This is a genomic window from Pseudomonas alloputida, assembly GCF_021283545.2.
Lineage (GTDB): Bacteria > Pseudomonadota > Gammaproteobacteria > Pseudomonadales > Pseudomonadaceae > Aquipseudomonas > Aquipseudomonas alloputida.
The window spans coordinates 3,285,870-3,306,685 of sequence record NZ_CP128540.1; the positions used below are offsets into that span (position 1 = coordinate 3,285,870).

At 54.9% G+C, this 20,816-nt stretch carries 23 protein-coding genes and 5 pseudogenes; 8 read left to right on the forward strand and 20 right to left on the reverse strand.

Translation table 11 applies throughout. The features are described 5' to 3' along the window. Positions 1-361: 361 nt before the first annotated feature. The 10 genes and pseudogenes from LU682_RS14985 to LU682_RS15015 all read right to left on the reverse strand — a co-directional run. A complete protein-coding gene (locus LU682_RS14985) occupies positions 362-829 on the reverse strand; it encodes an Imm26 family immunity protein (RefSeq protein ID WP_049586299.1) in 468 nt (155 codons plus the stop codon). 311 nt (positions 830-1,140) lie between these two features. Then, the gene (locus LU682_RS14990) at positions 1,141-1,488 is read right to left on the reverse strand and encodes a hypothetical protein (protein WP_232857476.1); all 348 of its coding nucleotides are present in this window, start codon (positions 1,486-1,488) and stop codon (positions 1,141-1,143) included. A 220-nt stretch (positions 1,489-1,708) separates the two neighbouring features. Next, positions 1,709-1,936 (reverse strand): protein of unknown function, encoded by a 228-nt coding sequence (locus LU682_RS14995; protein WP_061405652.1) that lies wholly within the window; start codon positions 1,934-1,936, stop codon positions 1,709-1,711. Continuing rightward, entirely contained in the window at positions 1,929-2,030 is a 102-nt protein-coding gene (locus LU682_RS30010) for a hypothetical protein (RefSeq protein WP_371321084.1), read from the reverse strand. Before LU682_RS30010 ends, LU682_RS14995 begins: the two co-directional genes overlap by 8 nt. Then, entirely contained in the window at positions 2,017-2,094 is a 78-nt protein-coding gene (locus LU682_RS30015) for a hypothetical protein (RefSeq protein WP_371321095.1), read from the reverse strand. The genes LU682_RS30010 and LU682_RS30015 overlap by 14 nt, the downstream gene beginning before the upstream one ends. Before the next feature lie 142 nt (positions 2,095-2,236). Next, on the reverse strand, positions 2,237-2,716 hold the full coding sequence (locus LU682_RS15000; RefSeq protein ID WP_060488965.1) for a hypothetical protein: 480 nt from the start codon (positions 2,714-2,716) through the stop codon (positions 2,237-2,239). Next, positions 2,695-3,191 (reverse strand): annotated as a pseudogene (locus LU682_RS15005) (RHS repeat-associated core domain-containing protein); the annotation flags it as partial. The pseudogene LU682_RS15005 and the gene LU682_RS15000, both read right to left, overlap by 22 nt. A 273-nt stretch (positions 3,192-3,464) precedes the next feature. Next, on the reverse strand, positions 3,465-3,995 hold the full coding sequence (locus tag LU682_RS15010) for a DUF4303 domain-containing protein (RefSeq protein ID WP_049586062.1): 531 nt from the start codon (positions 3,993-3,995) through the stop codon (positions 3,465-3,467). Continuing rightward, complete coding sequence (locus LU682_RS29840; protein WP_347878377.1) at positions 3,992-4,117, reverse strand: RHS domain-containing protein; 126 nt, start codon at positions 4,115-4,117, stop codon at positions 3,992-3,994. The genes LU682_RS15010 and LU682_RS29840 overlap by 4 nt, the downstream gene beginning before the upstream one ends. A gap of 12 nt (positions 4,118-4,129) precedes the next feature. After that, positions 4,130-4,488, reverse strand: a pseudogene (locus LU682_RS15015) (hypothetical protein); the annotation flags it as partial. Positions 4,489-4,572: 84 nt separating this feature from the next. On the opposite strand from LU682_RS15015, the gene tnpB reads away from it, so the two are divergent. Together tnpB and LU682_RS15025 are read left to right on the forward strand one after the other, a co-directional pair. Then, entirely contained in the window at positions 4,573-4,932 is a 360-nt protein-coding gene (gene tnpB, locus LU682_RS15020) for an IS66 family insertion sequence element accessory protein TnpB (protein WP_009687920.1), read from the forward strand. 18 nt (positions 4,933-4,950) lie between these two features. Continuing rightward, positions 4,951-6,483 (forward strand): IS66-like element ISPpu15 family transposase, encoded by a 1,533-nt coding sequence (locus tag LU682_RS15025; protein WP_010951895.1) that lies wholly within the window; start codon positions 4,951-4,953, stop codon positions 6,481-6,483. 45 nt (positions 6,484-6,528) lie between these two features. Here LU682_RS15025 and LU682_RS15030 read toward each other — a convergent pair. From LU682_RS15030 to LU682_RS15070, 9 genes and pseudogenes are all read right to left on the reverse strand, one after another. Further along, positions 6,529-6,973: pseudogene (locus tag LU682_RS15030) on the reverse strand (hypothetical protein); the annotation flags it as partial. A gap of 205 nt (positions 6,974-7,178) precedes the next feature. Next, the gene (locus tag LU682_RS15035) at positions 7,179-7,655 is read right to left on the reverse strand and encodes a hypothetical protein (RefSeq protein ID WP_049586064.1); all 477 of its coding nucleotides are present in this window, start codon (positions 7,653-7,655) and stop codon (positions 7,179-7,181) included. Continuing rightward, the gene (locus LU682_RS15040; RefSeq protein ID WP_010954001.1) at positions 7,649-11,806 is read right to left on the reverse strand and encodes an RHS repeat-associated core domain-containing protein; all 4,158 of its coding nucleotides are present in this window, start codon (positions 11,804-11,806) and stop codon (positions 7,649-7,651) included. Before LU682_RS15040 ends, LU682_RS15035 begins: the two co-directional genes overlap by 7 nt. A gap of 6 nt (positions 11,807-11,812) precedes the next feature. After that, positions 11,813-12,280, reverse strand: a complete 468-nt coding sequence (locus LU682_RS15045) for a DcrB-related protein (protein ID WP_003248404.1) — start codon at positions 12,278-12,280, stop codon at positions 11,813-11,815. 34 nt (positions 12,281-12,314) lie between these two features. Then, positions 12,315-12,899, reverse strand: a complete 585-nt coding sequence (locus tag LU682_RS15050) for a hypothetical protein (protein WP_049586067.1) — start codon at positions 12,897-12,899, stop codon at positions 12,315-12,317. Positions 12,900-12,909: 10 nt separating this feature from the next. After that, positions 12,910-14,766 carry a type VI secretion system tip protein TssI/VgrG gene (locus LU682_RS15055; protein WP_010953999.1) on the reverse strand — a complete coding sequence of 619 codons (1,857 nt, stop codon included), beginning with the start codon at positions 14,764-14,766 and terminating at the stop codon, positions 12,910-12,912. 25 nt (positions 14,767-14,791) lie between these two features. After that, positions 14,792-15,487 carry an MFS transporter gene (locus LU682_RS15060; protein WP_010953998.1) on the reverse strand — a complete coding sequence of 232 codons (696 nt, stop codon included), beginning with the start codon at positions 15,485-15,487 and terminating at the stop codon, positions 14,792-14,794. Next, positions 15,488-16,504 carry a hypothetical protein gene (locus LU682_RS15065; RefSeq protein ID WP_003248396.1) on the reverse strand — a complete coding sequence of 339 codons (1,017 nt, stop codon included), beginning with the start codon at positions 16,502-16,504 and terminating at the stop codon, positions 15,488-15,490. Between the two features lie 375 nt (positions 16,505-16,879). Continuing rightward, positions 16,880-17,173: a hypothetical protein gene (locus tag LU682_RS15070; RefSeq protein ID WP_154070659.1), complete on the reverse strand. Its 294-nt coding sequence runs from the start codon at positions 17,171-17,173 to the stop codon at positions 16,880-16,882. Positions 17,174-17,395: 222 nt separating this feature from the next. On the opposite strand from LU682_RS15070, the gene LU682_RS15075 reads away from it, so the two are divergent. The 6 genes and pseudogenes from LU682_RS15075 (at position 17,396) to LU682_RS15100 (ending at position 20,659) form a co-directional block, all read left to right on the forward strand. Further along, entirely contained in the window at positions 17,396-18,571 is a 1,176-nt protein-coding gene (locus LU682_RS15075) for a polymorphic toxin type 46 domain-containing protein (protein WP_010953997.1), read from the forward strand. Further along, positions 18,568-18,864: an immunity protein Tsi6 family protein gene (locus LU682_RS15080; RefSeq protein ID WP_010953996.1), complete on the forward strand. Its 297-nt coding sequence runs from the start codon at positions 18,568-18,570 to the stop codon at positions 18,862-18,864. Before LU682_RS15075 ends, LU682_RS15080 begins: the two co-directional genes overlap by 4 nt. An 89-nt stretch (positions 18,865-18,953) precedes the next feature. Then, positions 18,954-19,270, forward strand: a pseudogene (locus LU682_RS30020) (hypothetical protein). A 30-nt stretch (positions 19,271-19,300) separates the two neighbouring features. Then, a pseudogene (locus LU682_RS15090) lies at positions 19,301-19,651 on the forward strand (reverse transcriptase domain-containing protein); the annotation flags it as partial. A 472-nt stretch (positions 19,652-20,123) separates the two neighbouring features. Beyond that, positions 20,124-20,435 (forward strand): hypothetical protein, encoded by a 312-nt coding sequence (locus tag LU682_RS15095; RefSeq protein ID WP_049586073.1) that lies wholly within the window; start codon positions 20,124-20,126, stop codon positions 20,433-20,435. A gap of 26 nt (positions 20,436-20,461) precedes the next feature. After that, the gene (locus LU682_RS15100) at positions 20,462-20,659 is read left to right on the forward strand and encodes a polymorphic toxin type 46 domain-containing protein (RefSeq protein WP_003248382.1); all 198 of its coding nucleotides are present in this window, start codon (positions 20,462-20,464) and stop codon (positions 20,657-20,659) included. Here the strand turns inward: LU682_RS15100 and LU682_RS29850 are convergent. Further along, positions 20,590-20,793, reverse strand: a complete 204-nt coding sequence (locus LU682_RS29850) for a contractile injection system protein, VgrG/Pvc8 family (protein WP_061405647.1) — start codon at positions 20,791-20,793, stop codon at positions 20,590-20,592. The two genes, LU682_RS15100 and LU682_RS29850, sit on opposite strands and share 70 nt — an antisense overlap. Positions 20,794-20,816 lie beyond the last annotated feature (23 nt).

The window sequence follows — 20,816 nt, forward strand, 5'->3', positions numbered from 1 at the left end:
ACCCAGGTTCAACTGGTGCAGATGCCCGCAGCCGTATTACAAGTAGTTGAGGTTGCGATTATCCGTCGGGTCGTACTGGTGACGACGATGGATCGAATCGTAAGCATAGACTACCAGCAGCGACGTTAACGCCGAGGCAGTTGGAGAGTTTACCGCTGTTCAATTCAAGCGAACAACCGGGATGGTACTTGTTGCTTAGTATTATTCATTCGAAAATACCATTAGGGAAATTCTGGAGAATCTCTTTTCGTACAAAGCCTACAACGGCGCCCTCAACAGACTTAATTAAACTCTTTTGCTGGGCCCACTTAAAGGCAGCAGAGCCAGAAGAACACACACCATTAAAGATCAACTTAAATCTTCAGCCAAAATACCGAAACATTTCTTTCACGTCTTTGTCGCCCATCGGGGAATAGGACGGGTAGTCACGCTTACTTCCCGTCAAAGAGGTCTCATTATCAAAAATATCAACAAGCCTCACATTATCAGCCACGCCGTACACATACCTCACCGACTCTTGATTTGACGGCCTATAATCCGATTCGTAAGCAACAATTCTCCAGTCACCCTCAGCCTTACGATCAAAAAGCGAATAAGAATCTAATATGACAGGGTCACCCAAGCGCTCGAAAGAAACGAAATCAACCACAGGAACAGTAAGAACCTTGTCAAAAATCTCCACTACATGGCCAAGGCTATTTGGGGTCATAATGCGACCAACCCCATATTTTTTGGAGCCTAATGCGAAGCAAAATATATCCCCGCTTTTTATTTTTTTATAACTTGTTTTTATTATTTCTTCCCACTCATAAACCTTAAGCGACGTCATCCGCAACCTCTTCATGGCACTTCTACACCTGAGACACAACAAACAATCACGCACAAATTCGACAGCTAGACTTTGTAAAGGTGCACTTTTGAATTTTTGTCGTAAAAATACAAGCCAACCACGCTTTCGCCATCTCGCTCAATGAATATTTCTGTACCAGGAGCACTATTGCTTGCATAAGCAAGCATTGATACTATCCGTGCTGCTTCACACCTATATTCATAGCACCAATATTCACCATCGTCCTCCAGGCGGCATGATATATCTGGGACTCGATTCTCAAATATGACCCCAGACGCCCTAATAGCCTTTCATTCATCGTCAAAGCGGACTGAATAGGTCGACTGCCCCTCCACCTGATATATCTCAGTCTCTATTGCTGTAGAGTTCACACCATATATATCAGACTTATAAAAGCCATGCTGCTCAGAACAATAGAACTTAAAGCAATTTTTTTTATTCTTTGGCTCAGCGCTTAGCATGGGAGACGGAGTCACCCCCGCCAGTTCCAACCCATAAGGCAATATAGAAAGGCTTGGCCCCTTAGACCATTTTACTTCTTCGCTTGTTATGCGCTGCATGCCTGTACTTTCAGAAAGCCCCATATCAAGCTTAGATTTTAAAATCCCAAGCAAACCCTTAAATTTATCAGGAATCACGACCACCTCCTAACAGCAAAATTGTACCGCTATTTAGTTGCTCAACACATAAGACAAACCATTCTAAACAACCAACTCAACTGTGCTACCATTAAAAAGTTCCTGCAAAGCTTCTCGCAAGGAAGAGATCCGCCCTGCCAGCTCTAAAACTCCTTCATCAAATTTCACAAGGATGCTTGAACCACCCAAGCTATCAATGAACGGCGGCTTGACCTCAACCCTAAGACCGCTTTCCTCCAAGACTAATTTTTTTTATAGCGCCCGCCATTTCATAGGTTACGCCCGAAACTTGCAACCCAATACCATCATCAACACTCAAATTATCTTCATCATCTAAGCGAGTCATTATCAGATAATTTACAGGATCAACACCGCCCTCGCCAATAGCAACCACTAAAACATCGTTTTCTTCATAGCACTCGATGCTTGACGCGACGAAATTATTCATAGAACCCTACATCCCTAACCGCCCCAGAACCAGATACTGCATGAGTAGCGAGGGTGTTCTTTGAAACCCCTACTGCTGCCTCATCTGGCGTCATATTTCCACGTTGCCAAACACCAGTGGCCTTTCACATTGCCGCTGCTGTCGTACAAAGTTGCAATCGCATTATGTGTTCCCTTGCCGGATCCAAATCAAAGCCCAGCGGGTCAACATAGACACTTGGATGTATCTATTGAAAACGTTCCCCACCCCAACACCAGCAACCTAAAGCCCCCATTACAAACGCCCGCTCCAAAAACCAATCTAGATAACAATCAATTTATCCTTTGAATATCCAACGGGCCATCTGCCAGAACAATATAACTCAACCACCCTCAACCAGACACTGTCTTCCCCATAGTAGCACTCAGAGACATACTGGCGAAACGCAAAACAAGCCGCGTTTCTAGCAGCCACACTAAAGTCATGCGCACCCGACAAGAACTTATCTTTGGGGACATTCCTTACCGACTTCAGTACAGCTTTACTTACTCCAAGCCTAAGATCAAGCAAATCCTTAGGCGGCTTCGGAAAAAACTTGAACGGACAATCTTGAGTGGGAGTGGTCGGTAACCACTCAAGGTCTTCATAAGCACCAAGAAATTCAGCCTCTACCGGTTCAACAAAGACCTTAAACACGCTCTCTATATATATAACATTTTCAAATTTATCAGCCACCTCCCCCATCTTAGAAAAAAAGTTCGCACGCCCAATTTCATCAATCAGGTTTTGAAAATCCAGCATTTTAAACCCTCAAATCTGTTGGCGCGCGGCAGCAAGGCTTTCCTGCAGCTTACCAGCCCTAGCGGATCAACACACCCAGTGGGTTCCGGCCCATATTTATAAAAATTACTACCGCCTTCAAGCCCAATTGGTTCCTAAGTAATGAACATCTCAGTTTCAGGACCATAATAAAGAAGAGTATTATAGTTAAGATTGATTTCACTATCAAAATACTGCCCTTAACGATTGTGCCGTCTCTGTCCGTCAGTTCCAGCGGCGTACCAACCTGGTCCGTATGGAAGTAATAGACCTTCTGCCCTTCCCCCTTCAACCTGATCAACCCGCGCCAACGGCGCATAGCTACCCGGCTCGGACAGGTACACCTCCCGGTGCAGGTCGTCGCGCTCCATGTCACTGTCACCTGCCCATCCAGGTTCAGCTGGTGCAAGTGACCGCTGCCATAGTACGGCTGATTGACCTTGCGCCCATCCGGCAGGTTCCACGCTCGCACAGCGTGTGGAGCTCCGGCCGCTCGGCATTTCCGCCTTGGGTTTCCCAGCGATAATGTCAGCCCAGGTCCAGGGCGTTGTGGGTCGCCATCAGGCCCTCGGCGTTGCTGAAGCTGCGCACGGGGTCGCCGTTGCGGTTGATCACCGCGCTCAGCCGGCCGTGAGCGCTCTCACCAAATACAAAGCCGAATGTTGATGCCCGATACTATGCTCGCGATTTTGTGTAGCCCGCCCGCCATTAAGCGCCCCAGCAACAGCGCTCACCCATCAAATCTTCTGATAAAATAGTTATATCCTTCCGAAGAGTTGAGCAGTTCAGCTGTTTTATTTTCAAGCTCTTCTGCACCATCATCATCCGTAACAGTGACAAATAGCATCGGCTCCTGAATCTTAAAGGATGAAAAGAAACCTTCCCTACGCAGAGAGCTTAAAACATTAACCATGAGCGAGAGCAGCCTTTCTTTAAAACGTAAGATATCGCTTCGGTCACTTGCCTCTCTCAGGTCCTTACAAATATCTTTGAAATACTCCCCCTTCCACCCCTCGTATTTCCATTCTGAAGAAGCCCACTTATAGTAGGGCATCAACTCTTCACGCTCTTCTTCACCTTCCCCCTTAAGTTTCTCCTCAAGTGCCTCAACGGAATTAACCGCAACCGCCATGGTCATAGCGCTACTATCCGTATAAAGCGCGCAAGCGTAGAACTGCTCATCCGGATGTTCCACACTCAAATCTTGCAGAGCTTTTGTCACCAAGGTTAAAGCCGTGCTCTCTAATGCCTGCCAATTCATTGCACTCTCCTGTTCAGTTCGACATCATCGACAACCAATTGCTCTATCGAACCCCAAGACCGATACGTCGCCTGCCAAACAATCTCACCCTCGCGATCAGTCAGCTCAAGCGCCGTAGCAATCTGATCCGTATCTGCGCAGCTGTACGTGACGTTGTTCTCGTTGACCAACGCGGTCAGGCGAATGGCCCTGTCGTACTCGTAGCGACTCTGTAGACGCTGCAGGTAAAGGTTTCCGTAGTGCCGTCCGGGTGGCTGATGCGCAGCACTTCGCCGTCGGGCTTGCGCTCCAGCGTGGTGGTCTGGTTCAGCGCGTCTGTTACCGCGACCAGGTGCTGGCGCTCGTCATAGCGGTAGTACGTGCTCTTGCCCGAGCAGTCCTGATAGCGTTCGACCTGGGCCAGGGTGTTCCACCACAGGTACTTGGACTTGTAGGTCGCATCGATGATGGTGTGCGGCAGGCCGTCATCGCTGTTCAGGTACTCGGTCATCTGTAAGGGATCCATCATCCCCACATTCCAACCGTCCACCTGATTCCCGATGCTGTGCTCCCGATTTCTTTCTGGAGCCAGCCCGCCATGATGCGCCCCGACAGCAAAGTCGAAAAAGTCTACCTCTACCCCAAGCCCGTGGACTTTCGAAAGTCCATCGACGGCCTCACTGCCCTGGTCGAACTGGACATCAAGGTCGCCGTGTTCGACCCGGTACTTTTCGTCTTCCTCAATAAAGCCCGTAACCGCATCAAGGTGTTGTATTGGGAGCGCAACGGCTTCTGCCTTTGGCTCAAGCGCCTCGAAGCCGAGCGTTTCAAAACTTCACCCGACGCGACCGACGAAGCTATCGTACTGACCGTCCAGGAACTGAATTGGCTACTCGACGGTTTCGATCTCTGGCGCAACCGTCCGCATCAGGTTTTGACTCCTCGTTTCGTCGCCTGACCGGGTATAATCCGGGCCATGATTTCAGTGCCCGATAACCTTCCTGACGACCCTGCCGCGCTCAAACTACTGCTTGCGCAGTTGTTGGCCGAGCGCACGGTCGACAAAGGTCAGATCGTCGACCTTAAAGAACAGGTCAAGCTGCTGCGTGACCGATTATTCAATCGCAAGTCCGAGCAAACCGTCGAGTCCAACACGCCCCAACTGGCGTTGTTCAATGAACCCGAAAGTCAGTGGGTACCTACCGCTGATGATGCCGACGAAGAAGTTGTTGCGCCAAGCAAGCAGCGCGGCAAACGCAAGCCACTGTCGGCTGACCTGCCACGCATTGAAGTCATTCATGACTTGCCCGAGCACGAACTGACTTGCGCCTGTGGTTGCCGCAAACACGTGGTTGGCGAGCAAACCAGCGAACAACTCGACATCGTGCCGATGCAGATCCGTGTGCTTAAACACGTACGCAAAATCTATGGCTGCCGTGGCTGCGAAACCGCGCCGGTCACCGCTGACAAGCCGGCCCAATTGATTGAAAAGAGCATGGCCAGTCCCAGCGTGCTGGCGATGTTGCTAACCACCAAGTACGTCGATGGCCTGCCGCTGCACCGCTTCGAAACGGTGCTGAACCGACATGGTATCGAGATCCCCCGGCAAACCCTGGCCCGCTGGGTCATCCAGTGCAGCGAACACTTTCAGCCACTGCTGAACCTGATGCGTGACCGCCTGCTGGAAAGCCCGGTGATCCATTGCGATGAAACTCGCGTGCAGGTGCTCAAAGAGCCGGATCGTGATCCGACCAGTCAATCCTGGATGTGGGTGCAGGCCAGTGGCCCGCCTGATCGACAAGTCGTGCTGTTCGATTACACCACCAGCCGCGCGCAGGAGGTGCCGCTGCGCCTGCTGGAGGGCTATCGCGGTTACGTGATGACCGATGATTACGCCGGTTACAACGCGTTGGCGCTACAGCCGGGCGTTGAACGACTGGCGTGCATGGCGCATGTCCGGCGTAAATTCGTCGAAGCGCAGAAGGTGCAGCCTAAGGGCAAGAGCGGTCGCGCCGATGTTGCGCTGACGATGATCAACAAACTGTATGGCATCGAACGCGACCTCAAGGATGCCAGCGATGAACAGCGATTCATCGGTCGTCAGGAACGAAGCCTGCCGATCCTTGAGCAGTTGAAAAGTTGGCTCGACAAGACGCACTCACAGGTGACACCGCAAAGCGTACTGGGCAAGGCGGTGCTTTACCTGGCAAACAACTGGAACCGCCTGGAGCGGTATGTCGAGGCGGGCCACCTGCCGATCGACAACAACCTGGCAGAGCGGGCCATAAAGCCGTTTGTGATCGGGCGCAAAGCTTGGCTGTTCAGTGACACGCCCAAGGGAGCCACGGCTAGCGCGCAGATCTACAGCTTGGTCGAAACCGCCAAGGTCAACGGCCAAGAGCCCTATACGTGGCTGCGCCACGTCCTGGAGCGACTGCCGCACGCCTCATCGGTAGCAGACTACGAAGCGCTGCTGCCATGGAACTGTTCGCCAGAGATGCCACGGTAACTTTGGCTTCCACCTTGTGGTAGGTGGGGTTCATGGATCGGTTACGGTCATCTGGCCGAGGGCATCGAATTCGGCGAGCAGGTTGCCCTTGTCGTCGTAGCGCGCTCGCCAGGTGCTGCCATCCGGGTAGCTGACCTGGTTCACCAGCGTGGTCAGGTGATGATATTCGTAGGTGGTCTTGCGGCCCAGCGGATCGGTCTCTTCGAGCAAGCGGGAGAATTCGTCGTACTTGAATTGCAGGCGGTTACCGTCCGGCAAGGTCAGGCCAACCATATTGCCGTGTTCGTCCAGCTCGATGGCGTAACGCTCGCCGCCATAATCGCGGCTGGCGACCACGCGGTGGTCGGCGTTGTACTGCACTTCCAGCTCGCGGCCAAGTACGTCGGTGGCCCAGCTGGTGCGGCTATCAGCGGAAGTGGTAGTGCTCGCCGTCGCTGGTCCAGTGCTCGACCACGCGCGGTTTGCCGCTGAGGGTTTCCCAGCGGTAGTGGCCACCTTCGGTGCAGACCTGTGGTATTGCTGCCAAAGAGGTGGCGCCCTTCCTATGAAAGACGCAATTTCTGAATTGACGATTTATAGGGACATCGGGGCTTTCGCCCCGAAATACTACCTAACATGTTATTAAAGAACTACGGACACCTGCAAAATACAATATTAGCAAATTCAAACAAAACCAACCATAGCGACAGCCAGCGCTACCCAAGACCTGTCAACTTGATTATTTGATCAGTATATTTTTTTGCATTTGGGATTCTACACAATTTAATATATTCCAGCAGGCATTCACGACCAGACATCGCCAATGCAAACTCAATAAGATTGGTCAACAAAAAACCTTGTGAATATTTCCCAACCGAAAGAGTTTTACTTCTTTCATCGCCAGAAGGCTCTGCGCCAACGGGATACTCTTCCTCATCCTCCTCATCTGAAAGCGCTTGGAACTTACAAATAGAATACTGCTTTATAAGATCCATTTTGTTTGTCAATATGGACATCAAGTCATCAATATCAACCTTTGCCTTTACAATCTTAGCAGAGTCGAGACGAGCGAATACTTCTGCATATTCCGACTCAACCTCAATACCTGTAGCGTCGACTAGCTCCGCAAGTAACTCCCTATAAGCAGACGACCCAACTAGATTCTCCGCCAATGAACCGCCATTGATTACCATACATCAACTCCTTTAATTACTCTAATCAAGTCAGACCCTACATGCCTAAACTGGTCGACAGCCTCATGCTCCCACGGAGTAAGCGCGAGCAAATTTGACGAATCATGTACACCCGCCCCACCCACTCGCTGAGGAATATCATTATGATGAAGTTCTAATGCATACTCTCTAATTGATATTTTATCGGTCTTGCGCGAAATCACCTCAACTGTCATTTTGGGCGCTTTCCCCTCAGCCATACGCACAAGGTTTGTGGGTGAGTAGGCACGAGTAGGTGCTTTGGCCTCAGCTTTCCAATAGTTTTTTCGAGCAGTACTCCAACACTCCCATCCCCACGGGTCGATCCACCCTGCCGGATTCTGACCATAGCGATAAAGATTTAGCCCGCCATCTAAACCAATAGGGTCCTGAGTGACATAACGTCCCACTTCAGAATAATAATATCGGAAGGTATTATAGTGCAGCCCTGTTTCAGCATCAAAGTACTGACCTTGGAAGCGCAGATTCTGATCGACCTCTTTGATCGACAAAGTTTCTATCGTGCCCCAAGAGCGATACGTCGCCTGCCAAACAATCTCACCCTCGCTATCCGTCAGCTCAAGCGGCGTCCCAATCTGATCGGTATGGAAGTAATAGACCTTCTGCCCTTCTCCTTCAACCTGATCAACCCGCGCCAATGGCGCATAGCTACCCGGCTCGTACAGGTACAAGATGCTCTGCCCTGGCGTTTCCTCCCGCAGCATCCTTAGCCCTTGCCAGAGGAAGCGCTTCTGCTCGACCTCGCCATTGATTTCAGCCTGCTTGGCTATTCGCCTCCCCAAGCTGTCGTAACGATACTCGCCTTGGCTTTCCAGCTTGCCATTGACCAACGTCTCCGCCCGCACCAGCCGGTTCTCGCAGTCGTAGCTGAAGTGCTGCAGCTTGCTGTGCCCAGAGCGCTTCTCGATCAGGTTGCCCCACGGATCGTAGCGGTACTCCTGGTCCCGCCACTGCTTGATCCGGTTGTCCTTGACCTTGTCGAATTGCCGCGCATTGAAGTCCAGGCGGTTGGCTGCCGGGTCGTAGCGGAACTCCTCACTGCCGATCAACGAGCCGGTATCGCGACTGCGCAACTGGCCGTTGGCTTCGTACTCGTACTTGATCTCGCCGCGTAGCTTGTCGAGGGTACGCACCAGTTCACCGGCCGGGTCGTACTGGTAACGGCGGTGGATCGGGTTGTAGGCGTGCTCGACCAGCAACGAGGTATTGATGCCGGTGTTGTGCACCTGCGAAAGCTTGTCGGCCGGCAAGGTCGAGGCAAACTGCCAGGCCTTGCGCCCCATGGCGTCATAACCGAAGCAACTGGTGAGCTTGCCCTGGGTCCGGTACACCTCGCGGTGCAGGTCATCGCGCTCCATGTCGCTGATCACCTGACCATCCAGGTTCAGCTGGTGCAGGTGGCCGCTGCCGTAGTACAGGTGATTGACCTTGCGGCCATCCGGCAGGGTCAGCGTGGTCAGGTTGCTGAGCGGGTCGTACTCGTAGCCGAGCGTGCCGTCAGGGCTGATTTCTTTGGTCAGCCGACCGAGCAGATCGTAGGCGTACTCAAGCTTTTCTTCCGTGATCCCAAGCTGCTTGCCGATCCCGGTCGGTTGGCGCTCGATGCTCAGCAACCGGTCACCGTCGTCATAGGTGAATCGCTGTTGTGCGTCGCTATTCAGTTTGGCGATCAGGCGACCAATGGCATCACGCTCGAACAGCGTATGGCGCTCGGGCCGCTCGGCATTTTCGCCATAGCCAATCTCATCCAGTCGTGTGAGATGGCCACCGACGTCGTAGCTGAAACGCCGGGTCAGGTTATCCACCCGCACTTCTTCGCTCAGTCGGTCCGAAGCGTCGTAGGCAAAGCTGTACGTGGCGTTGTTTTCGTTGACCAGCGCGGTCAGGCGCATGGCCTTGTCGTACTCGTAGCGAACCCGCTGGCCCTTGGCATCCTGGCGGCTGCTCGGCAGGCCGCGGGCCGTGCGCATCAGGCGGGTGGTCTGGCCCTTGCCGTCGGTGTGGCTGAGCACCTGACCGTAGACGTTGTAGGTGAAGCTTTCCGTGGTGCCGTCCGGGTGGCTGATGCGCAGCACTTCGCCGTCGGGCTTGCGCGCCAGCGTGGTGGTCTGGTTCAGCGCGTCGGTTACTGCGACCAGGTGCTGGCGTTCGTCATAGCGGTAGTACGTACTCTTGCCCGAGCAGTCCTGGTAGCGCTCGACCTGGGCCAGGGTGTTCCACCACAGGTACTTGGACTTGTAGGTCGCATCGATGATGGTGTGCGGCAGGCCGTCATCGCTGTTCAGGTACTCGGTCATCTGGCCGAGGGCATCGAATTCGGCGAGCAGGTTGCCCTTGTCGTCGAAACGCGCTCGCCAAGTGCTGCCATCCGGGTAGCTGACCTGGGTCACCAGTGTGGTCAGGTGGTGATATTCGTACTGGGTCTTGCGGCCCAGCGGGTCGGTCTCTTCGAGCAGGCGGGAGAATTCGTCGTACTTGAATTGCAGGCGGTTACCGTCCGGCAAGGTCAGGCCAACCATATTGCCGTGTTCGTCCAGCTCGATGGCGTAACGCTCCCCGCCATAATCGCGGCTGGCGACCACGCGGTGGTCGGCGTTGTACTGCACTTCCAGCTCGCGGCCGAGCACGTCGGTGGCCCAGCTGGTGCGGCTATCGAGGTCGTAGCGGAAGTGGTAGTGCTCGCCGTCGCTGGTCCAGTGTTCGACCACGCGTGGCTTGTCGCCCAGGGTTTGCCAACGGTAGTGGCAGCCCAGCCCCAGCGCGTTGCTGTGGGTCACCATCAGGCCGTCGGCGTAGCTGAAGCTGCGCACGGTGTCGCCGTTGCGGTTGATCACCGCGCTCAGCTGGCCGTGTTCGTCGTAGCGGTACTGGGTAAGCGTTTCCACCGCTTCGTTGTTCACCACGCGCTTGATGTCGGTCAGGCGACCCAGCGGGTTGTCGTAGTGCAGGTGCACGCGGGTGCCGCCGGTGGCGCTGATGTCGGTCAGTGTGCCGTCGGGCGTGCGGGTGAAGTGCAGGAAGTGGCCGAGGACGTTCTCGATACGCTGCAGCGGCACTTCGGTGTTGGTGTCTGGCACTTCGCCAAAGTAGAAGAACAGGTTGTCGAGGGTCTGCAGGATGTAGTGACCGCCCTCGGTGCACACCAGGTACACCTGCTCGTGCGGGTTGTAGATGCGCTGCCCCGGTTGCAGGGTCACGAACGGGACTTCGCGGCCCTGGTTGTCGGTGAGGTAGATGAATGCCCCCTGGCGGCGCAGGCTCTGCTCCCAGGGCAGCACCCAGCCGCGGCCGAGTACGCTGTCGACCGTCAGGTCGCTGGCGTAGAAGCGCGACCACTCGATCGGCATCAGGCCCGGCAGGCTGAAGTCGATTTCATCGGGGATCAGCTTGCGGCCCGTCGTGAGGTCGACGGGGTTGCCGACCAGGCCGCCGATAGCCTTGCGGGCCACGGGTTCGACCACATAACGGCTGGCCACCTCACCGGCGACGAAGCCGGCCGTGAACTTCAGGGCGCAAGGCATGACGGCTTTCATGCCGGCCTGGGTACCCGCCTTGATCAGCTGGGCGATACCGCCTGCGGCACCGGCGATGGCCATCAGCACATCCACGGTGGTGCGCAGCCACTCCGGGACTTCATCGTCCACGGGCAGGTAACGGTAGGTGCCGCCGCCGATGATGACGTTGTCCGAACCACCGGAAATGGTGGCGCCGCAGGTCAGCTTGTCGCCCTTGCGCGCGGCGGCGACGCTGTTGATGAAGACGTTGGTCGAGCCTTCGGCAATCTGCACCGGCCCTGGGTGCTTGTCGCAGGCACCGATGCTTTTTTCGACGCGGGCGGCCTTGCGGCTGTTGATGAACACGTTGGGTGAGGCAGTGGTTATCGTCCCTGAGGGGGACGAGAACATACTGCCTATCGCCTCTCCGGCGGCGGTCAGCAAGCTGCCCCCGATGCCGGCTGCGAGGCCGGCCAGCAAGGCCACGCCGAACCCGCAGGTGAACGTGGCAATGGCCACCGTGGCCACCAGCGCAATCCCCAGGGCGGCCCCGATCAGGAAGCCCCCCAGCGCGCTGGTGTGCGATATCTCGTCGCCGAACCTGGCCGCTTCGAACATGAGGGGTTACTCCTGTTCGCCGGACTCGGCGCTGGTTTCGGACGGGGCACGCGGGGTGAAGCTGGCCAACAGGTTGTCCCAGTCCTGGTTCTGCTGGGCACTGAAGTCGGCCTGTGCAGTGGTGGAGAAGATCAGGGCACGCCCGGGGCTGATGATGAAGGCGGCCTGGCGCTGGTACAGCGGGCGGCCCTGGTTCATGTAATAGGCGTCGATCTGGATGCCGGCAATGGGTGCGGTAACCGAGAGCGTGACGGCCTTGTTGCCCATGCGGGTGTAGCCGCGCAGCTTGGAGGTGAGCAGCTTGACCTGGCGATCGACATAGGCCTGCAGCGCTTCGTCCGGCAGCAAGGTGTCACGCGAGATGGTGATGCTCAAGGGTGCGGGGACACTGGCACCCAAGACGAACATGTTGACCGTGCGGTCCTCGAAACCTGCCGGCAGCGCAATGCCGCCTTCCTGTAATTCGTAATCCATGCGATGAAAATTCCTGATAGCGAAAAAATCGGGGTCAGCCCTGCGCGAAGCCATCGAGCATGCGGTCGAACTCGGCCAGCCACTGGCTCAGGCCGGGCTTGCTGGGGTCGATCACGCTGGAGATATCCAGCCATTGCAGCGAATCGCTGCCGGCGATGGGCACCAGTGCGCCGACCAGGCGACCGTGCCGAGGCTCGTGGCCGGCATTGAAGTGAAAGTCCACGACCTTGGCCGGGTTCCCAGCCAGGAGGCAGTCACGTTGGCGAATCACGCGCAGTTGCGGGTTCAATTCGCGCAAAGCCTCGACTGCGCTCTGGAACAGTTGCTCCAGCGGCTGCCTGGCGCGTACATCACGGCGGCGGATGCTGAGGCTGACCGGCTCGCCTTCATGCTCGAGGGTGGTCTGGATGTCGCGAAAACGAAAGCCGAGCGGAAACTGCAAGGAGAACCCTGCGAAGGTGAAAGCGCTGGCGACATCCTGCAACACGGCTGGCAGCGGTTCCGGCTCGGGCACAGCCACGGGCACATGAGCAGCTTCCGCCAGACTGGCCAGCCGCGCAGACTCCTCTTGCGCTTCGCGCCTGGCAGAGATGCGGTCGTAGATCGAGGGCTTGTACATGAACCTTGCCTCAGTCGTTGATCCGCACTGCGGCGCCAGTGATCTGGGTGGTGTCGGTACTGGTGGTCACGATGACCTTGCCTTTGATCTCGATGCCTTCCGGGGTCAGCGTGATGCTGCTGTCGCCCACCTGCAGGATGATGTGCTGCTTGGCGGCCACCTGGATGAACTGGTTGTCGACCTGCAGGGTGTAGGAACCCTCGGTCACCTGCACCACGGTGTCTTTCTTGACCGTTTCGGTATGCGTACCACCAACAGTAATCGAGCGGTTATTCCCCACATCGTGGGTCTCATCCAGCTCGATCTCGGTATCCATGTTGCGCTCGGCATGCATGATGATCTGCTCGGCGCCGGCCTTGTCCTCGAAGCGGAAGAAGTTGGCGGTACCGCCGTCGCCCTTCATCGACCGCGTCAGGAACCCACTCTGGGTCTTGTTCGCCGGCAGCGACCATGGCGGGGTGTTGGTGCTGTTGTACAGGCTGCCCATGATCAGCGGCCGGTCCGGGTTGCCGTCCAGGAACACCACCACCACTTCGTCGCCTACGCGCGGAATCTGGATGCTGCCGAAGCCACCGCTGGCACCGGACTGGGCGACACGTACCCAGCAGGAGCTTTGATCGTTGAACTGCCCCTGGCGATCCCAGTGAAACTGAAGCTTTACCCGGCCCAGTTCGTCGGTGAAGATTTCCTCGCCTGGGGGGCCGACAACGATGGCGGTCTGCGGGCCGTTGATCAAAGGCTTGCGGGTGTTCAACTGCGGGCGGTATGCGATTTTTTTACGCACGCACACGAATCGGTTGACGTAACCGGCCTGGTCGCCCGTCATGTAGTTGTTGCTGCCGCGATGCTCCACGCTCAGCAACAAAAACTTACGGTTCTCGGCGGCACCGGTGTCGTGCAGATAATGCTGGGTCAACTCAAAAGTGTAACCCGGCTTCATGGCCCGGCAATTGCTCTCGCCGTAGAAGGTCTTGCCCATCAACTCGAGCGCTTCGATACGGTTGCGTACGATGGCTTCGCCATCTTCGTAGCTGCCATGGGTGTACTGGCCCGGGAAATCATAAATCTCGAACCTGTCCACATCGCCCTGTTGATTCAAGCTTTGCATGGTCACAGGTAGGAAGTTGCGCGGTTGGCGATAGTCGAACGTGCGAACGGCAATTTGACCGGATTGCAGCTGCCGCGTTGACTGCCACTGAGTAATGGAATCAGCGGTTTCGGTAACCGACGCGGAGTGGTAGCGAATCTGCGGCTGTTCGGGCAGCGGCAACAAGGTGCTGGAGTCATCGGTGATGACCATCAGGTGGGAGTCGGCCGTGTGCTCGAAGTAGTAGAAAAGCCCTTCGCTCTCAAGCAAGCGCTGCACAAAGTTGAAATCGCTCTCGCGGTACTGGGTAATGTAGCTGTGCGATTTGAGCGGCTTGCTTACACGAAATTCGTACTTGGCCAGCGTGCCAAATCCGGCGAACACTTCACTGACAACAGCCTGGACCGATTTTTCTTGAAAAATGCGTGTATCGAAACGGCAAGTCAGCATCCACAGCCACGGCCCTAGCACGGCTGCATAACGCACATAGCCGCCGTCGCTGCCTTGGGTGCTAAACCGCTGAACATAGCCGTTAATGTGGCGGAAAGAGCCGTTGGATAACTCTATTTCTACCGTGGCCTGGCTGCCAATCAGTGACTTGAGCTTTACATCGCTCTGTTGGCTGAGCAAGGCCAGATCGAATTCATAGAGTTTGGAAAGCTCTTCAGTGCCGGAAAAGTGCTCCAGCAAAAACTCATCGTTGGCTGTTTGTGTCAGGATATTCAGCTTGAACAATCGCCTGTTTTGCGGCGCGAGCATGGAAAGAACGTCAGTTAGCATAATTTACTCCCTGTAGCGGTGAACATCAGCGCGCCCGTACGGCGAAAAGCCTGCCCAACCACGAGGCAGCACGCATGCTCTGAATAGTTTCAATATCCATGAATGTGTATTGACGGTTTTCCTTCGCTTCGCGCACTTTCAGGTCTCTGAGTGCACTGATCTTGTCACGATTGTAAAACACCATGAACACGGACATTAGCGCAAAGAAGTAGATCAACCCGGTGGCCGGCACGTCATGGCTTTTCATCAGCGGATAGATCACGCTGCTCAAGCCCGCCGCCAAACCCGCCTGCCACCACTGAACTTTCTGTGGCGGCTCGATGGATTCCACGCGCTGCCCTTTAAAATGGAGAATATCACTTTTACTGCGCCAGTAATAAGCCATTGCATAGGTCAACAACACCAGCACGACGGGCGCGAGCCCTAACATCAAAGAAGTCGCCGCTCCCAACTTCATTTTTTTGTAGGTAACACCCAGTGTCAGCAGCGATGCGAACATTGGTGCAACCGACATATTGAAGAACATGCGCAAATTCGCGAAACTTACAAAGTGCTCACTGCGGTAAGCACAATTGATGCACCACAGCGTCATAACGATAATGATCAGGATCGCCGGCACCGCCATGAATGGCGGCGCCACTCCGGTCATCATCAGGGCCAATATCACGACCAGCAGCCACACCGACCAGATTTTTTTAAAAAAACGTTCTGTGGTAAACATTTAATCCTTCCCCGTCAAGAAATTACCCAGGGTAGTGCCCAGCCCCGAAAAATCGTCACTCATGACAAACTGAACTGCCAAGCCCGCACCCAAAGACAAGGCAATCACGACTATAGCCGGCCCTGTCAGCCCGCCGACCAATACACCGACACCAAAGGCCAATGCATTGGTCGGCTGGGTGTAAGCTGACTTCTGGAAGAACTCCGAGACGCTTTTTGCCTCCGTCGCATCTAGGTAAGCCTGGGGGCCGAACGCCAATGCGCCGCCTAATTTGGCCCCCGTCAGTACTTTGCCTACGCCACGGCTGCTGTACCCGGCCGAGTCAATATGGGCAGTTGCACGCATCGCCTTGGCGGTATTAAAAGCAGCCACATGCAGGTTACTGCCCCGACCGGGCAGCCTGTACAAACTTGCCTGGCTATTGGCGGGTATTTCGAAGTAGAGGTTTCCGCCCATGCGCACCAGTTTCAGGCGCCCTTTCATGGCCCTGGCGGCAGATACACTGCCGGGTTTGCCACGTGACGCTGCCCACTTCTTCAGCTTGCCGCGCGTGGCATCCGTCATGTTCAGCAGGTTTTCAACTTTGGTGGCTTTGGATGCGGCATGGCCTAGCGCAGCAACGTTGGCAAGCGTGCCGGGTAAATTTGCAGTTGAAAATAATAGTGCCCCTACGACTGGAATCTTCTCGGCCTTCTCCTTGATGGCCAGCAGTTCATCCGCGGCAAAACGCCCCGATTTTTCCATTTTTGCAATCAGGCTATAAAGTAACTGCGCGTATTCTTCGGCTTCGTCAGCACTCAACTGCGTTTCGGACGACTGTAGTTCAGCAACGAGAAACTCGGCGGCACTCATGTCATCAGCCGAATAAAGGCCACCTACATCCATCTTGGCGTAGGTTCTGGCTGCTACAACACTTGGCCACGGCAGGTCACCCTGCCCGAGAAGGCCGTCTTGCCCGCCGAGGCCCATGGGGTCGGCTGCGGTACAGGGATAGATTCTGTTCACGATTCTGTTCACGCCTTGTCAAAAATCCTGCTTGCGCGACCTGCGCAGTGTCGGCCCACGTCTCAGGCGCTGCGACCTATGCAGGCAAGCAAAGTTCCCAACAACACCTGAATATGCCAACCAGATCACAAATGGATTTGCCGGCCGAGTGTAGAGGGCGCAGGAAACACTGGAATGCGCAACTCTGTCAACTATGAATATCGCTCATCTTAGCATTAGCCGTCATGAATGAGATGGCATTGCGCCATCTTTTGCCCATACACCAGAATTACCAAGAACGTTCACAGGACACTGTGGTCAATGTTCTACATAGCGCCTACGCTTGGGATACTTGTGACGCTGGGCTTGTGGGCGAAGGGGTACACACCCTGCCAGAAGCTGTTGACTTCAGGATCTGCCTGGCAGGTGTGCTGGATCAATGATGAGCGGTATTGTTTCAAGTCTGATTCCTATACCCGTGACGGCTGGCCTTGCAAGCACATGAGTGATAAAAATGCCTGCATCCAGGTTGACGGGCGCCAGTAATTCTAATATCCACACCCACGTCGCTACTTGTAAGGTAGTCATGACAAATACAGAAATCATCAAACAATTTAAATGGCTCAAATGAGCCATTTCACTCCAACCCCCATCGAATTCAGGCTGCTCGCCGCCCCCACCCCGCTGATTTGCGTAAGCCATCCGGGCTTCAGCCTCACCCCTGACAGCTACACAGAAAACAACTGAGTTAATAAACCCGCGAGCCTTGAAACATTCCTCGAATCAGGCCATCAATAGCTGTCGTAAGTCAGCTCTTCCATCTCGTGTCACCTTGGGATGCTCCGTCAACTTGCCGCGCGGAGACGGTGAGTTGATATTTCCCCATCACGCAGAGCTATCTATCGAAAAAGCGCTCAATGCGTCATGTTTTCAGAGGCTTTTCGCCCAGATTTCCCTTTTAAGCGCGCAGTTCACCCATACCCATCAGCTGTTTTCGAGCCATCCTCAGGTTCGACAGGGCGAATAGTGTGGTGGCCAGGCGCGGTGGCCGGCGCCGGCATTGGCCTGCAGGTCGGCAACCTGATCCTCATGGGCCTGGGGCTGTCCGCCATCGCCGAGTATTTTTATCAGGGCCTGCCGGCCTGCCTGTCGACCCTTCAGCAAGGCATGGCCACGGCCTGGTTCGCCGAGGATGGCCTCAAGCCCGCTGGCCTGGACCCGAGCGGCGGTTCCGCGGCGCAGGCCCAGGAGCGTGTCGAGCGCGCTGCACGCCAGCTTGCTCGCGGGCAGGAGCAGTTGGTGCTGCTGTTACTGACAGCCATCGTCACCTACCTTACTCGGGGGCAGATGAAGGCCGGCGTCATGAGCAGCATGGAAAGCATTGCCGCCCGGAGCGCTCGGCTGCAGGCCGAGATCTCCAACAAGCAGCTGGCGGCCTGGTTGGCGAAGAATGAGCAGAAACTGTTGGCGCAGCCGGAGTTGCAGCCCAAAGAGGCCACACCGATCTCTCGTGCACAAGCGCAACCGGAGCCATTGCGACCACTACCCGATCGACCACCCATTGCTCAGGCACCGGATAAGCCAGGCTTAACGGAAGTTTCCCGTAGGGAGCACCTGAACAAGAAGTTCGCTCGAACGGGTAACTTGGCACAGGACATCAACATACGAGGCAACCAGGAAACTGCTGTAAACTTCTTCAAGTCACAGGGCTATAAGCCTGCCGACTACGAAGGCTACATGAACGGCTTGGACTTCACTCAACCAGTCTTCACGGAAACAATCAACCGGGGCAAGACACTTTGGCAATTCCAGGTGCCCGGCGGCCGGCAAGGCATGTGGTACTCTCCTACCCCTGACGTGGTGCCAGGGCAACTGGGGATCAACCCGCTTGGCCAGATCTTCAAAACGGAAACCATCGTGCCCAAGATCGTGAACGTCTATCAGAGCACTGAGAAGGTCACGCTGCTGAGGAGTACCTCGGCACCGGTACTGGATACCTGGTCCGTTCCTTCCCAACCCTATAACGCCATTGGCGGTGCTCGGCAGATGACCTCTGCCCAACGCGAGCTCTTCAAACTGATAACACCAGGTGCATTATGAAACCCACAACCCCCCTCGGCTATGTACAGAAGGCTATCGACATTACCGCGCAGCGGAACAAGGCCTGTCCCGCTTACCCCATTTATGGGATGCTACTAAACCAACTTGACTATGTGAAAGCCGTGTTCGAAGGGCGTGAGCAAGATAAATCGAAACTCCACCAACTCAGTATCGGTGCCATTGCCTCGAAAGATTTCGAAGAAAATGACCCCGAGTTGGCCAGAGCACTGAAAGACGCCTATTACGTAGCCATCCAGTCGGCTCGTGGCCTCAAAGTTCAACTGCCCGATTGATTGCCGACGTTCGATCAGGCCAGCCACTGAACATCAGGCGCAGTCACTGACGAAAGCTATAAACCCTACACCCAGCAGACTGAGCCACGATGGACATTTACGCACTCCGGCAAAAATCGATAGCGCTGCGTGTCATCATTGACCGGCTGAAGTCACACGACCCGGCCGCCATGAAGTTGAGTGTAGAGCTGACGCTCTTTTTGAACGCGGCAAAGCAGCAGCGGATCCGCACCCCGATGGAATGGCGTGACATCCCCGGAAGCTAGCTGTTCACCGAAGAAGGGCTGCAGCAGTATGCCGATCTCGAGCACGCCTTCGCCGAGTTTCGTATCGAGCTGTCCGGGGGCGAGCCCCTACCCTGCACAAGCTCAAGGCGCGCATGGGGGAGAAACCCTCCCAGGGATGATGGGCGGGCAGCCTTGCCATCTTTTCATGAGTTCATTACGCCTTTGACGCATGGATGCAACGAAATAGCCCAAACTGTCCTTTTGCCCGGTATGCCGATGATGCGGTAGTGCATTGTCGTAGCCAGAGGCAAGCAGAACACGTGATGCGTTCAATCGCTTCACGTCTAGCGGTTTGTGGCCTCACGATGCATCCCGAGAAATCGAAAATCGTGTACTGCAAGGACAGCAATCGACGCGCAGGGTATCCGCATGTGAGCTTTACCTTCCTTGGTTTCACTTTTAGACCCAGGAAGGCAATCGGCCAGCAGAACAAGCTTTTTACCAGCTTCCTTCCGGGAGTCAGTGCGCAAGCGTTGAAGCGGATGCGGCGGGCAGTGCGCGAGTGCGGGGAGAGGTGCGCCCGTGAGTCCAGATACCAAGGCTTTGCCTTGATTATCCAATAATCAGCGACTGAAAATCGGGCTTTTCGGCATCCCAAAGCCGCCCATTTCCGACTGATGAGCAACTTGTTCGGAGTTTCCTTAAAGGACCATCTCCCATCAGCCAGGTCGAGCCGAAGCGCTTGCGAGAACTTCATGCGAAACAGGACCCTGACTTTGTAGCGCACGATCAACAACTAAAACATGCAGAGACTTTTGCACCCGAGGCCTTAGCAACAAACAGATTAATGAGTATCTCGACAGCCCTGATGGTGGGCTATATCTGCAAAAGCTACGTGCCGCAAACTGCGACTACCACCGAATCTGGAGGTAACATTGACAGGGCGGGTGGCGCACTTCAATATCTTACCCCTAACCGTAATGAGTGGTCGGCCACCAAGCTCATAGGCACTATTGATAACTAGGATAGACAATGAACACGCACACACTGAAGGCTACCGCTACAGCGCTTCGTGAAAAACTTGAGGCTCTCGAAGATCAAAATTCCGATGCGAAGCTGATGCTCAACACCCTACGCGGCCTCTTATTAAAAGCTGAAAATGGAAAAATTCATGCCCCCATGGAATCTAGAGACATACCTGGTTACCGCTACTTACCGGAGACCAACTTACAGGACGATCGTAATCTCAGTCAGTTATTTGCAGAATTTTACATGGCATTGATTGATGGAGAGGAGTGGAGTTCCTTTAAGAAATTCCAAGCCAAAAATAAAAATCACGATTAGAAAAAGATGGAGCACATACAAGAAGTTTGCTCGAACGGGCAACTTGGCAGGACACCAATATACGAGGCAACCAGGATACTGCTGCCAACTTCTTCAAGTCACAGGGCTATAAGTCTGCCGATTACATCCCCCTGTTCATTGAGCCTCTGCATGATCACCGGAAAGAAATTGCGCGACTGACTATAGTCAAAGGTACGAACGGCGATCTTTCCGGATTGCAGTAGCTATAAGGTTTCAACGATTTGTTCAGGTGGAAATCGCACTTTGCCAAGCTGCCAAAACCTGCAAATACCTCGCCAACTAGGTCTTGTACCGTCTTACCCTGGAAGATTCGCGAGTCGAGACGGCAAGTCAACATCACACTTCCTGGATAACTGGCGT